This window comes from Streptomyces coffeae (genome assembly GCF_016741875.1).
GTDB lineage: Bacteria > Actinomycetota > Actinomycetes > Streptomycetales > Streptomycetaceae > Streptomyces > Streptomyces coffeae.
Genome location: NZ_JAERRF010000003.1, coordinates 465683 through 479016, shown reverse-complemented (window position 1 = coordinate 479016; position 13334 = coordinate 465683). Strand labels below are relative to the sequence as shown.

Annotated in this window: 13 protein-coding genes; 9 read left to right on the top strand and 4 right to left on the bottom strand. The window is 70.1% G+C overall.

Translation table 11 applies throughout. The features are described from left to right. Positions 1-234 precede the first annotated feature (234 nt). On the top strand, positions 235-1113 hold the full coding sequence (locus tag JK363_RS06880; protein ID WP_201872472.1) for a universal stress protein: 879 nt from the start codon (positions 235-237) through the stop codon (positions 1111-1113). Between the two features lie 100 nt (positions 1114-1213). Here the strand turns inward: JK363_RS06880 and JK363_RS06875 are convergent, their stop codons facing one another. After that, positions 1214-2239, bottom strand: coding sequence for a 6-phosphofructokinase (locus JK363_RS06875; RefSeq protein WP_201872466.1), 1026 nt, complete (start codon positions 2237-2239; stop codon positions 1214-1216). A gap of 193 nt (positions 2240-2432) precedes the next feature. Between JK363_RS06875 and JK363_RS06870 the strand changes: the two genes are divergently transcribed. From JK363_RS06870 to JK363_RS06850, 5 genes are all read left to right on the top strand, one after another. Then, positions 2433-2597, top strand: coding sequence for a hypothetical protein (locus tag JK363_RS06870; RefSeq protein ID WP_176181969.1), 165 nt, complete (start codon positions 2433-2435; stop codon positions 2595-2597). Positions 2598-2621: 24 nt separating this feature from the next. Then, a complete protein-coding gene (locus JK363_RS06865) occupies positions 2622-2915 on the top strand; it encodes a Dabb family protein (protein ID WP_201872464.1) in 294 nt (97 codons plus the stop codon). 231 nt (positions 2916-3146) lie between these two features. After that, positions 3147-3974: an RNA polymerase sigma factor SigF gene (locus tag JK363_RS06860; protein ID WP_372444724.1), complete on the top strand. Its 828-nt coding sequence runs from the start codon at positions 3147-3149 to the stop codon at positions 3972-3974. 190 nt (positions 3975-4164) lie between these two features. Next, the gene (locus JK363_RS06855; protein WP_176181966.1) at positions 4165-4995 is read left to right on the top strand and encodes an RNA polymerase sigma factor SigF; all 831 of its coding nucleotides are present in this window, start codon (positions 4165-4167) and stop codon (positions 4993-4995) included. Positions 4996-5097: 102 nt separating this feature from the next. After that, entirely contained in the window at positions 5098-5955 is an 858-nt protein-coding gene (locus JK363_RS06850) for a hypothetical protein (protein ID WP_201872460.1), read from the top strand. Positions 5956-6074: 119 nt separating this feature from the next. Here JK363_RS06850 and JK363_RS06845 read toward each other — a convergent pair whose 3' ends face one another. After that, entirely contained in the window at positions 6075-6275 is a 201-nt protein-coding gene (locus JK363_RS06845; protein ID WP_201872458.1) for a hypothetical protein, read from the bottom strand. Between the two features lie 241 nt (positions 6276-6516). Between JK363_RS06845 and JK363_RS06840 the strand changes: the two genes are divergently transcribed. From JK363_RS06840 to JK363_RS06830, 3 genes are all read left to right on the top strand, one after another. Next, the gene (locus JK363_RS06840; RefSeq protein ID WP_201872456.1) at positions 6517-7002 is read left to right on the top strand and encodes a MarR family winged helix-turn-helix transcriptional regulator; all 486 of its coding nucleotides are present in this window, start codon (positions 6517-6519) and stop codon (positions 7000-7002) included. Between the two features lie 128 nt (positions 7003-7130). After that, the gene (locus JK363_RS06835) at positions 7131-9665 is read left to right on the top strand and encodes an MFS transporter (RefSeq protein WP_504751850.1); all 2535 of its coding nucleotides are present in this window, start codon (positions 7131-7133) and stop codon (positions 9663-9665) included. A gap of 223 nt (positions 9666-9888) precedes the next feature. After that, positions 9889-10740 carry a YceI family protein gene (locus tag JK363_RS06830; RefSeq protein ID WP_201872453.1) on the top strand — a complete coding sequence of 284 codons (852 nt, stop codon included), beginning with the start codon at positions 9889-9891 and terminating at the stop codon, positions 10738-10740. On the opposite strand, the gene JK363_RS06825 is transcribed toward JK363_RS06830, so the two are convergent. Next, complete coding sequence (locus JK363_RS06825) at positions 10737-11624, bottom strand: TetR/AcrR family transcriptional regulator (protein ID WP_201872452.1); 888 nt, start codon at positions 11622-11624, stop codon at positions 10737-10739. The genes JK363_RS06830 and JK363_RS06825 overlap by 4 nt on opposite strands. A 78-nt stretch (positions 11625-11702) precedes the next feature. Further along, a complete protein-coding gene (locus JK363_RS06820) occupies positions 11703-13229 on the bottom strand; it encodes an MFS transporter (protein WP_201872451.1) in 1527 nt (508 codons plus the stop codon). Positions 13230-13334: the final 105 nt, after the last annotated feature.

Here is a 13334-nt window from a genome sequence, read left to right as displayed (position 1 = left end):
CGGTGGTCCGTACGCATCCCCGGTTCTCCAGTTCACCACGGATGGCCCGCTCGCGCGCGCCGAACCCGGAAGCCTCCGCCCCTGCCCGTATCCGCTGCGTCTCCGCTCCGTCTCCGCTCCGTCTCCGCTCCGTCTCCGCTCCGTCTCCGTCCGGCCGCGAGCATCGCCCATATCTACACTGAACGGATGTAACACCCTCCGGCGGCCGAGCGGGATGCAGCAGAGGAGGACCCGATGAGCGGCCCTGTCGTAGCGGGGGTCGACGGATCGCGGCGCAGTCTCGCGGCGGCGGAGTGGGCCGCCCGGGAGGCGGCGCACCGCGGGGCCGCGCTGCTGCTGGTGCACGCCTGTCCGCCGCTGCCGCGCCGGGTCTCCCCGGTCCCCGGTGTGGACGCCTGGCAGCACGTGGGGACGGAGATGCTGGAGCAGGCCGTGGCCGGGTTCGCGGCCCGCCATCCGGATCTCCAGGTCTCCGGTCGGCACACCGACTCCGAACCGGACGAGGCGCTGCTCACGGCCGCCACGGACGCCGGACTACTGGTCGTGGGGGCACGGGGCTGGGGCGGTTTCGACGGGCTCGCGGTGGGTTCGGTGGCACTCCGGGTGACGGCGGCCGCGGACTGCCCGGTGGTGACCGTGCCGGGCGCGCCCCGGCAGACGGATCAGGCCCGGGGCGGTAACCGCGAGGTGCAGCTCGGCTTCAACGCACACGCCCCGGCGGACGCCACGGCCGACTTCGCCTTCCGCGCCGCCCGGGAGCGGGACGCCCTGCTACGGGTGGTGCACGCGTGGGCGCTGCCCCCGGCGTCCCCGTCCGCCTGGATGCTGAGCGTGCTGGAGGAGGACCGCGGGATGTGGGAGGACCAGGAGAGCCAGGTGGTCTCGGACGCGCTGCGCGGCTGGCGGGAGCGGTATCCGCAGGTCTCGGTACTGCCCGATGTGGTGCTGCTCAGTCCGGCGCAGGCGCTGGTGCGGACGTCGGCGCGGGCGCGGCTGCTGGTCCTCGGGCGACGTACGGGCCACAGGGTGGCGGAACGGCGGCTGGGGCCGGTCGCCCACGCCGTACTGCACCACGCCCGCTGTCCGGTGGCGGTCGTACCGCACCCCGCCTGACGCATCGCCGTCCGACCGCCCCCTCGCCCGAGGCTCCCCGCCTGCCCCGTGACGCACCCTGGCCGGACGGGTCTGTCGGCCGAGCACCTCTGGCCGGTCGTCAGCCGAAGAACACGCCGAACTCGGCGTAGAGCGAGGGGTCCACGGTCCGGGTGCCGGCCGCGGCCTCGGCGAGCGGGATGCGCACGATGTCGGTGCCGCGCAGCGCCACCATCGTCCCGAAGTCCCGCTCCTTGACCGTGTCGATGGCGCGCAGCCCGAAGCGGGTGGCCAGCCAGCGGTCGAAAGCGCTCGGCGTCCCGCCGCGCTGGATGTGCCCGAGGACCGTGGTGCGGGCCTCCTTGCCGGTGCGGTCGGAGATCTCGCGGGCCAGCCACTCCCCGATCCCGGACAGCCGTACATGGCCGAACTCGTCGAGCGTGGAGTCCTTGACCACCATCTGCCCGGCCTTGGGGACCGCTCCCTCCGCGACCACCACGATCGGCGCGTACCTGATCTTGAACCGGTTCTCCACCCAGCCGCAGACCTGTCCGACGTCGAAAGGCTGCTCGGGGATGAGGATGACGTTGGCACCGCCCGCGATGCCCGAGTGCAGCGCGATCCAGCCCGCGTGGCGCCCCATCACCTCGACGACCAGGGTGCGGGTGTGGGACTCGGCGGTGGTGTGCAGCCGGTCGATGGCCTCGGTGGCGATATTGACGGCGGTGTCGAAGCCGAAGGTGTAGTCGGTGCCCGCCACGTCGTTGTCGATGGTCTTGGGGACGCCGACCACGCCGATCCCCTCGTCGGCCAGCTTGGCGGCGACGCCGAGGGTGTCCTCGCCGCCGATCGCGATCAGCACGTCCACCGCGTTCTCGGCGAGCGTCCGCCGGATCCGCTGCACTCCGTCCTCGCTGGCCAGGGGGTTGGTCCGGGAGGAGCCGAGGATGGTTCCGCCGCGCGGCAGGATTCCGCGTACGGCCTGGACGTCCAGCGGCACGATGCCGCCGTCCAGCGCACCGCGCCAGCCGTCCCGCACCCCGACGAAGTCGAAGCCGTGCACCTCCACGCCCTGGCGGACGATGGCGCGGATCGCCGCGTTGAGGCCGGGGCAGTCGCCTCCGCCGGTCAGCACACCGACACGCATCTCCGCTCCCTCCTCCTCCGCTGTTGCCGCCCTCCCACCTCCCAGAATCCACCCATTTATGCAAGGGCGCCCACCTCGATGAGCACGGCCCACGGGACGCCGCTCCGATGATCGGACTGGTACGACTGTTGTTCCAGGGGTGTGGATAGACTCACGCGACGCCGCAGGGGACGACCGGGGAGGGCAGCACGGGATGGCACAGGCGAAAAAAATCGCGCTCTACATGCTCATCGTCTTCGTGCTCTACACGATCATCAAGACCCCGGCGCGTGCGGCCGACCTGGTCCAGATAGGGTTCGAGGGCATATCGGACGCCGCCAAGAGCGTCGGCGAGTTCATGACCGAACTGGTCCAGTGACACCCCCGCCCATGGAGGCCCCCCGTGATTCGCCACCTCGTCCTTTTCAAGCTCAACGACGGCGTGACGCGCGATGAGCCGCGGGTGCGGGCCGGGGTCCGGGCGTTCGAGGAGCTCGGTGGCACCATCCCCGAGCTGGAGCACTGGGAGTGCGCCTGGAACATCACGGACCGGCCGATCGCCTATGACTACGCGATCAACTCCGCGGTGGCCGACGTCGACGCCCTGAAGCGCTACATCGAGCACCCGGCCCACCAGGCGGCGGCCGCGCAGTGGCGGGAGTTCGCCACCTGGGTGATCGCGGACTACCCCTTCTGATCCCGTTCCGGACGCTTTCTGGTTCCGTTTCCAAACGCCTCCTGAGCGTCTTCTGAAGCCTTCTGATCCTGCTCCGGCCCCCTTCTCTACCGCTTCACGATCACATTTGCCCCACTACGTGGCAATTTCGCCATCAACACGTAGTAAAGCGGTGCTTGCACACAGTGCACATGTCTTGTGATGCTATGACCGCTTTGCCGGGTGAGTACATCGTGAAGGGGTGGCGTGACCGTGTCAGCCCGTACCGCGCCCAGAACCCCTCCCCAGGACGATGGCGGCAGCGAGAGCGGCAGAAGCCGTGGAGCTGACGCCAGAGCGCTCACCCAGGTGCTCTTCGCCGAGCTCTCCGGCCTCGACCCCGGAACCCCCGAGCACTCCCGGGTGCGCGCCGCGCTGATCGAGGCGAATCTGCCACTGGTCCGCTATGCCGCCGCGCGCTTCCGCAGCCGCAACGAACCCATGGAGGATGTGATCCAGGTCGGCACGATCGGCCTGATCAACGCGATCGACCGGTTCGACCCCGAGCGCGGGGTGCAGTTCCCGACGTTCGCGATGCCCACCGTCGTGGGCGAGATCAAGCGCTACTTCCGGGACAATGTCCGCACCGTCCATGTGCCGCGCCGGCTGCACGAGCTGTGGGTGCAGGTCAACGGCGCCACCGAGGATCTGACAGTGCTGCACGGCCGCTCCCCCACTACGTCCGAGATCGCCGAGCGGCTCAAGCTCAGCGAGGACGAGGTGCTCGCCTGCATCGAGGCCGGGCGCTCATATCACGCCACATCACTGGAGGCCGCCCAGGAGGGCGACGGGCTGCCGGGACTGGTCGACCGGCTCGGCTACGAGGACCCCGCACTGGCCGGAGTGGAACACCGTGACCTGGTGCGCCATCTGCTCGTACAGTTGCCCGAGCGCGAGCAGCGCATCCTTTTGCTCCGTTACTACAGCAACTTGACCCAGTCTCAGATCAGCGCGGAGCTCGGCGTCTCCCAGATGCATGTCTCCCGGCTGCTGTCCCGGAGCTTCGCCAGGCTGAGATCCGCAAATCGGATCGAGTCCTAATCACGACGGGCGATACCCACCCCGGTGGATCGGGGCACTAATGTCGACTTGGCGCTACAGCGCGTTGCCGACATGTGACATTCTGCTGGAACCGCGTTTGCCGTGGCTGAACCTCCGGTATTCAGGGGGAGGCTGCGTTGCACGCGCGCTGCGCGCAGCTGGGATCCGTCCGCGACCTCAAGGGGGTGGCATGTCCGTAGAACTGGGCAGCTCGAAGGTGCTCACCAATGACGCACCGCACGCGCTTGACGACTGCGACACCATCGACACCCGCACCCTCTCCCGCTCCCTGTTCCTGCGGCTCGCCGCACTCGACCGGGACAGCGTGGAGGCCACCTACGTACGTGACACCCTCATCGAGCTGAACCTCCCTCTGGTCCGTTACGCGGCCGCCCGGTTCCGCAGCCGGAACGAGCCGATGGAAGACATTGTCCAGGTCGGCACCATCGGTCTGATCAAGGCGATCGACCGGTTCGACTGTGAACGCGGCGTGGAGTTCCCGACCTTCGCGATGCCCACCGTCGTGGGTGAGATCAAGCGCTTCTTCCGGGACACCAGCTGGTCGGTGCGGGTGCCGAGGCGGCTCCAGGAGCTGCGGCTGGCGCTGACGAAGGCAAGTGACGAGCTGTCACAGAAGCTGGACCGCTCCCCGACCGTCACCGAACTCGCCACGGCGCTCGGTGTCTCGGAGGAGGACGTGGTCGACGGTCTCGCGGTGGGCAACGCCTACACGGCGAGCTCGCTGGACTCCCCCTCCCCCGAGGACGACGGTGGCGAGGGGTCGCTCGCGGACCGCCTGGGGTACGAGGACAGCGCACTGGAGGGCGTGGAGTACCGGGAGTCGCTCAAGCCGCTGCTCGCCAAACTGCCCCCGCGCGAGCGGCAGATCATCATGCTCCGCTTCTTTGCCAATATGACGCAATCGCAAATCGGCGAAGAGGTCGGGATCTCCCAGATGCATGTCTCCCGGCTGCTCACCCGGACCCTGGCCCAGCTACGCGAAGGGCTCATCGCGGACTGAACCCCAAGGCCATCGGCCCGTCTGGGTACGGGTGCCGGCCGCCGCCGTACGGCAGCCGACGCACATCTGTACACCTGACGGGCCGTCAGCCACACTGGCCCGATGCGACACGCAGCGAGCCGGACAACGGGCCGCCGGGGCAAGGCGATCGCCTCCTCGGCGGTCGCGCTGTGCCTGGGGGCACTGCTCAGCGGCTGCGGCGGTGGCGGCGACGGCTATGTCGCGGCCGGGGCGGCCGGGCCCGACGGTGAGCGGACGGCGAAGGCCGTACCGCCGAAGGGCGGCGTCAAGCTGACGCCGCTGGACCAGGACGACGAGCGTGGCGGCCAGGACCGCGAGGGCGACGGACGCGACCGCGACGGACGCGGCGAAGGGACGGCGGACCGGGGCGGTACGCCCTCCGCCACGGCCTCCGGTGAACGCGCTGGAGGCGGTTCGGGCGACGCGGACGGATCGGACTCGGCGAGCCATGGCGGCGGCCGAGGCGGCTCCGGCAGCCACGACCGCCCGAGCAGTGGCGAACCCGGCGAAGGCTCCGGCTCGGGCTCAGGGTCCGGTGGCGGCTCCACACCCCCCGCACCCTCCACACCCAACCCCCCCAAACCTCCCGAGCCGCCCACGACCCCCTCACCACCGTCCGGACCGGCCGCACTCGAAGTGGTCGGCGACCCTGAGCGGGCAGCGGCGGACCAGCGCTGGTGCGAGAAGGTGACCGTGCGGTTCCGCAACACCGGTGGTGCGCCCGTGACCTCGGGAACCGTCACCTTCGCGACGCACATCATCGACTCGATCGGCATCGACTGGGCGACACGCGAGTCGAAAGAAAAGCTGCCCGCGCCGATCGGCGCGGGTCAGAAGAAGGAGAAGACCTGGACGGTGTGCGTGGACGACTGGCGAGTGCCGCTGGGCATGCACATCGAGACGCGGGACGTCGCGGTCACCTGGAAGCCCGAGCCGTAGCAGTAGCCGTAGGTCCCGGTCGCGCGAGCGCAGCCCGCGGGTCCGGCCGTACACCCCGGCCCTGAAGGTGTCCTGAAGCGCCTCGACGTCCGGCCGCTGCGTTCAGCCGCGGCGCTCGCTCAGGCGAGCGCCAGCCAGGCCACCCCGGCAACGACAGCGATCGCGACGATCACGCCGACGATCACGCCGATACGGGAGCCACCGCTCGACGCGGTGGTCGGCTGCGGCTGCCGTCCGCCGTCGTCGACGAAGGCGCGGAACATCTGCGTGGAGCCGGCCGGGTCGTGGTTGCCGTTGGGGCCCTGGGGGTTGTTCGCCATGGCCCCCGACCCTAGCGAACGTGCGTTATCTCGCCCACCCCCGGGGCCCCGCGGTCCTTGTGACCCCATACGCCTCAGCCACCCCAGCCATCCCAGCCGAACGACGGCAACTCTGGGCCCTTTCACAAGCTGCCTGAGTCTTTAACGGCTATTTACCGCCCAGACCGCCCTTTCATTTGCCTGTAGCAACTAACTTCTTCTATGGTTGCCTCAAGCAACTGATCGCCATCCGGGAGGTGCCATGGCCGCGCAGAGTCAGTACGAGGAGCTGGCCCGCCAGCTCAGCGCCATCGGCGCCGTCAAGCGCGGCCTCAGCCGGGTGCTGCCCGCCGACTGCCCGGCGGGCCCCGCGGTGGTCCTGATGTTGCTCGACCGCTTCGGCGAGATGCGCATGAGCAAACTCGCCGAGATGCTCGACATCGATATGTCGGTGACCAGCCGGCATGTGGCACATGTCGCGGACCGCGGCTGGGTGGACCGCACGCCCGATCCACTGGACCGGCGATCGCGGCTGCTGAGCATCAACACCCATGGAAAAGAACTGCTCAGGCAGGTGTCCGAGCGCTACACGGAAGCGCTGGCCCACTGTCTGAGCGACTGGTCCGACGACGACGTCGGCCGTCTCAATGAACTTCTCGCCCGGTTGCGGGCCAGCTTCGGGGACACCCGCTGCCGGGCCCTGCCCCTTCAGGGCGCGAGCACGACCCGTACACCTTCGCAACGATAGGGAACGTCATGGCAACGACCACACCGGACGGTGGTGTGCGGGGACCCGCGGGGCACCCCGCCCACGCCAAGCACGGCGGAGGAGGTCACCGGGCCCAGCACGGCCACGGTTCCGACCCCTCGGAACCGATGACCCACCGGCAGATCATGGAGGCCCTGTCCGGGCTGCTGCTCGGGATGTTCGTGGCGATCCTGTCGTCGACGATCGTCTCGACTGCGCTCCCCGAGATCATCGCCGACCTCGACGGCAGCCAGTCCTCGTACACCTGGGTCGTCACCGCCGCGCTGCTGTCCATGACGGCCACCACCCCGCTGTGGGGCAAGCTCTCCGATCTGTACAGCAAGAAGCTGCTGGTCCAGTCGGCCCTGCTGATCTATGTCGCGGGCTCGGTGGTGGCCGGTCTGTCGCAGAACACCGGAATGCTGATTGCCTGCCGGGTGGTCCAGGGCATCGGCGTCGGCGGACTGTCCGCGCTCGCCCAGATCGTCATGGCGGCGATGATCTCCCCGCGTGAGCGCGGCCGGTACAGCGGCTACCTCGGCGCCACCTTCGCCGTGGCGACCGTCGGCGGCCCGCTGCTGGGCGGCGTGATCACCGACACCGACTGGCTCGGCTGGCGCTGGTGCTTCTACGTCGGTGTGCCGTTCGCGATCATCGCGCTGATCGTGCTCCAGAAGACCCTGAAGCTCCCGGTCGTGAAGCGGGACGTCAAGGTCGACTGGGCCGGTGCCCTCTTCGTCAGCGCCGCGGTCTCCCTGCTGCTGATCTGGGTGACCTTCGCCGGCAACAAGTACGACTGGATCTCCTGGCAGACCTACGCGATGGTGGGCGGCGCGCTCGTCCTCGCGCTGATCTTCATCCTCGTCGAGGCCAGGGCGAGCGAACCGATCATCCCGCTGCGGCTGTTCCGCAACAAGACGATCACCCTCACCTCGCTGGCGTCGCTCTTCGTGGGTGTCGCGATGTTCGCCGGAACCGTGTTCTTCTCCCAGTACTTCCAGCTGGCGCGCGACAAGTCGCCGACCATGTCCGGCGTGCTGACGATCCCGATGATCGGCGGACTGTTCCTCTCCTCGACCATCTCCGGCCAGGTCATCACCAAGACCGGTCGCTGGAAGGCATGGTTGGTCAGCGGGGGTGTGCTGCTGACCGCGGGCCTCGGGCTGCTCGGCACCATCCGGTACGACACCCCGTACTGGCACCTGGCCATCTATATGGCGCTCATGGGCCTGGGCATCGGCATGATGATGCAGAACCTGGTGCTGGCCACCCAGAACCAGGTCGCCCCGCAGGACCTCGGCGCGGCCAGCTCCGTTGTCACCTTCTTCCGCTCCCTGGGCGGTGCGGTCGGTGTCTCCGCGCTCGGCGCGGTGCTCGCCAACCGGGTCTCCCACTACGTCAAGGACGGCCTGGCCGACCTCGGCCCCAAGGGCGCCGCGCTGGCTCACTCCGGCACCGGCGGCGGGGGCATCCCCGACCTGGACAAGATGCCGCAGCCGCTGCGGACCGTCATGGAGAGCGCCTACGGCCACGGTGTCGGGGATGTCTTCCTCTACGCCGCGCCGGCCGCGCTGCTCGCCCTGCTGCTGACCCTGTTCATCAAGGAGGTCGCGCTGAAGACCAGTTCGGGCTCCCAGGAGGCCGGTGCGCCCGCCGCGCAGGACCCGGCCGCGGCCACCGACGCCCCGGCAGCGGCCACCGTCCCGGCGGCGACCGAGGCCGTGCCGGCCGGGACCGCCGCCGCCCAGGTCGCGGACCTCGAGCCCGCGCTGGTGGGCGCGCCCTCCGCCGAGGTGCCCGAACCGGGCTCCGACGGAGCACTGGCCGCCGAGATCGCCCCGCAGCGCCTGGCCGCGTTCTCCTCCGCTGCCCAGGGCGGCGGCTCGGACCAGCCGCCCCGGCAGGGTGTGTACGGCTTTGTGCGGAACGGGGACGGCGGCACCGTACCGCGGGCCGCGGTGACGCTGATCTCGCTGGCCGGGCGGCAGTTGGGCCGCTCGGTGGCGCACGCCGACGGTTCGTACGCCCTGGACGCGCCGGGCTCCGGCTCCTACGTCCTGATCGCGGCGGCCGACGGCCACCAGCCGCAGGCGTCCACGGTCATGGTCGGTCACGAACCGCTCGGTTTCGACATCGTGCTGTCGGCCACCAGCGGTCTGGTGGGCACCGTGCGTGACGCCGCCGACAGCCACCCGGTGGACGGGGCGATGATCGTGGTCACCGATGTCCGCGGGGAGGTGCTGGCCTCCGGAAGGACCGGTGAACAGGGCGACTTCGGCTTCGAGGAGCTGATCGCCGGAACGTTCACGATCGCGGTGAACGCGGCCGGCTTCCGGCCCGCGGCCCTGCCGGTCGAGGTCGGCGCCCAGGGGCTGACCCGGATGGAGATACCCCTCCATGCGGGCGCCCGGGTGCAGGGCACCGTACGGGCCGGGGCCGGACAGCGGCCCCTCGCCGACGCCCGGGTCACGCTGGTGGACGCCGCCGGGAACGTGGTCGCCACCGCCACCACCGGGGCGGACGGCGCCTATGCCTTCACCGACCTCGACGCGGGCGACTACACCGTGATCGCGAGCGGCTATCCGCCGGTCGCGGGCGCGCTGACGGTCTCCGGGGAGGGCATCGACGGACACGACGTCGACCTCGCCCACCCCGGCGACTGAGACCCCGGGCCGGGGCGTGGACGAGCGGAGACGCGCCCCGGCCCGGACCGGGCCGGCGGAGTTGTCCGCCGTGACCCGGAACCCGGATCCGGGCGGCGGTGTACTAAAGGCAGGGGACGGCCTCACACCGGCGTCCGGGTCCGGCCCATACAGGACCTCCGGCGCACAAACAACTTCCGGCGCACACAAGACCGGAGCCACGGGATCGAGAGCGAGAGGCGGCATGACGACCACGGAAGCGGGCACAGGCGGGACAGCGGGGCTGCGGGCCCGGATCCGCACACGGGACGGCTGGGCGGTGCAGCACGCGGTGCTGACCGTCACGGATATGACGGGGGCGCAGGTGCTGCGCGCCCAGGCCGCCGAGGACGGCTCGGTGCGCACGGAGGAGCCGCTCGCGGCCGGTCCGTACACGGTCATCGCCACCGCCGTCGGCTATGCGCCGGTCGCCTCGACGGCCATCGTCACCGGCTCCGGGCGGGCCGATGTGGGCACGGTGGTGCTGGCGCGGCAGGGCGGGGTGGAGCTGCCGCCGCCGGGTGTGTGGACACTGGACCCGGCGCATTCCGCGGTGGCCGCCACGGCCCAGCATCTGGGGATATCCAGTGTGCACGGCCGGTTCACGGAGTTCGGCGGGCGGATCGAGATCGCCGAGGACATCGAGAAGTCCAGCGTGGAGGCGGTGATCCAGGCGGCCAGTATCGATACCGGAAACCGGATGCGGGACGGCCATCTCATATCGCCCGACTTCCTGAATGTGGAGCAGTACCCGGTGCTCACGTACCACGGCTCGCATCTGAGCGCCGCGGGCGCGGACCGCTGGACGGTGCACGGTGAGCTGTCGATGCACGGCATCGTGCGGAAGGTGGATCTCGACCTGACGTATCTGGGCACCGGCCCGGATCCATGGGGCGGGGTGCGGGCGGCCTTCCGGGCCACCGCGGAGCTGCGCCGCGAGGACTTCGCGATGAACTACAACCAGGTGGTCGCGGCGGGGATCGCGGCGATCGGCACCACGCTGCGGGTGGAGCTGGACATACAGGCGGTGCAGGGCGAGGAGCTGCCGGTGGTCTAGGCCCTCTCCGGTGGGTCCTGCGAGGCGGCGTCGCGGGGGGCGGCGTCGCGCAGGGCCTCGATACCGGCGATCGTGATGTCCAGCGCGAAGGTGAAGTCCCGGTCCCGCATCTCCTCGACGCTGATCTCGCCCTGGGCCGCGAACATCTCCCGGGTGCCGTCGAAGTCGGGGCGGTCCTTGACCGTGGTCATCACCTCCTGGAGCAGCTCGTCCTGGGCGATCCCCTCCTCCCGGCAACTGACGGCGAACCGGCCCTCGAGGGTGCTGAATCCAAAGACGAAGTGGGTGACGAGCGCGAGGGCGCTGGACAGCTTCTCCACCGGCAGCCCGCTGTTGCGCATCACTTCCTGCGCGGCATTGGTGAAGACCATCGCGTTGGGGCCGATATTGAGGTAATCGCCCATCAGCGGGGACAGCCAGGGATGGCGGACCAGTACCTTCCGTGATTCCTCGGCGAGTTGGCGCAACTGATCACGCCAGTCCCGAGGCTCGGCGGGGAGATGGGCGTGGGCCTCCGCCGGTCGCGCCGCCCTTTGCGACGCCGGCTGCGACGCCGGTGGGCTCACCACTCGGGCCTTCGCCGGTGCCACGGCCTCGATGGGGAGCACGATCTCGCCCATGGCGGCGTCGAGGGCGAGTTCCAGCAGATGGTCCTTGGTGTCCACGTACCAGTAGACGGACATGGCGGTGACCCCGAGCTCCGCCGCGAGCCGCCGCATCGAGAAGCCCGCGAGCCCTTCGGCGTCCAGCAGCCGGATCGTCGCCGCGACGATCTTCAGACGGTCGAGCCCGACCGGCTGCTGATCTGCCTTGCGCCTGGGAGGCTTGCGTTCGGAGAGCCATACGCTGGACTGCGGACGGATGGCACGGCTGCCGTTTGCCATGGCGCGCTCTCCTTCTCCGATGCGCTGTCGCCACGCGTCCGGGGACCCGGACACACAGCGGGTCATACATGTCCGATGCTATGCCGCCGGGGCGGTGCGTGAAGATCGTTCGGCCCGGCCGAGCAGCAGTGCGGCCAGCACCCCGCCCGCCAGCACCGCCACCGCCCCGACCAGCTGACTGGTCTCGACACCGGAGGCGAAGGCATCGCCCACCGCTGCCCGCTCCTCGGGGGTCCGGGCGGCGGCGACGGCGGCCGGAAGCGACCCCGCCCCGGCGGCCACCGCGGGCAGCAGCGATGCGAAGCGGGAGTTCAGAACGGCGCCGAGGACGGCGACCCCGAGACCGTTGCCGAACTCGGTGAGTGTGCCATTGACCCCGGCGCCCACCCCCGCCTTCTCCGGCGGAATGGCCGACATGATGGCTGCGGCCATCGCGGGCATGGCCACGGCGATGCCGGTGCCCATCACCACCAGCCCGAGGAGCATCCCGCCGTAGCCATCCGTGCCGAGCTCCGCCACGGCGGCGAGACCGGCCGCCAGCAGCCCCATGCCGATGATGACGGTCAGCGGGGTGCCGAGCGCGGGCAGCAGCCGGGCGCCCAGACCGGAGAGATTGATCAGCACCACCGCGAGGGCCAGCGGCGCGGTGCGCAGCCCTGCGTCCAACGCGTCGTAGCCGAGCACCAATTGCAGATGCTGGGTGAGCAGAAAGAGCGAACCGCCCATCCCGAAGGCCACGAGGATGCCCCCGGCGACGGCACCCACAAAGCGGCGATTGCGGAAGAAATGCATATCCAGCATGGGATACGGGACATGACGCTCCCACAGTGCGAACCCGGTCAGCACACTGATGCCGATGAAGGCCGAGCAGAGCACCCGGTCCGAGGTCCAGCCGTGTTCCGGCCCGGAGATGATCGCGAAGACCACACCGGTCATCCCGACCGTGGAGAGCAGCGCGCCGAGCAGATCGGGCCGGTCGCCGCTGGGGTTCCGGGACTCGGGCACCAACCGCACGACGGCGATCAGGCCGAGCAGCGCCACGGGGAGGTTGATGAGGAAGATCGAGCCCCACCAGAAGTGCTCCAGCAGCGAGCCGCCGATCAGCGGTCCGGCGGCGAAGCCGAGCGAACTGACCGCGCCCCACAGTCCGATCGCCTTGGTGCGTTCGGCCTCGTCGAAGACCTGCACCACTACGGCGAGCGTTGTGGTCATCAGCAGCGCCCCGCCGACGCCCATCCCCCCGCGGGCGGCGATCAGCTGACCGGGTCCCTGCGCCAACGACGCGGTCAGCGACCCCACACCGAACAGCACCAGCCCGGCGACCAGCATCTTCTTACGCCCGTAGCGGTCGGCGGCGCTTCCCGCGGTGAGCAGCAGCCCGGACTGGACCAGCGAATAGGCGTTGATCATCCACTGGATGTCGGCGGTGGTGGCGTGCATCTCCTCGGTGAGGGAGGGGACCGCGACATTGAGGATGGTGTTGTCCAGCAGGACGGTGAGCTGGGCCAGACAGATGACGCCGAGGATCAGCCAGCGCCGAGGATGCCCGCCGGAGGGTCTGTCCGATGGAGCGGTGGGTGCGGAGCCGGCGGTCGAGGCGGTCATGGGGAGACTCCCGGGAACAGACTTGTACGGTGTATGACAGTGCTTGTCATACACCGTACAAGGCTCGCTCTACGCCGTACAGTGAATTACTCCGGGGCAGCCCTC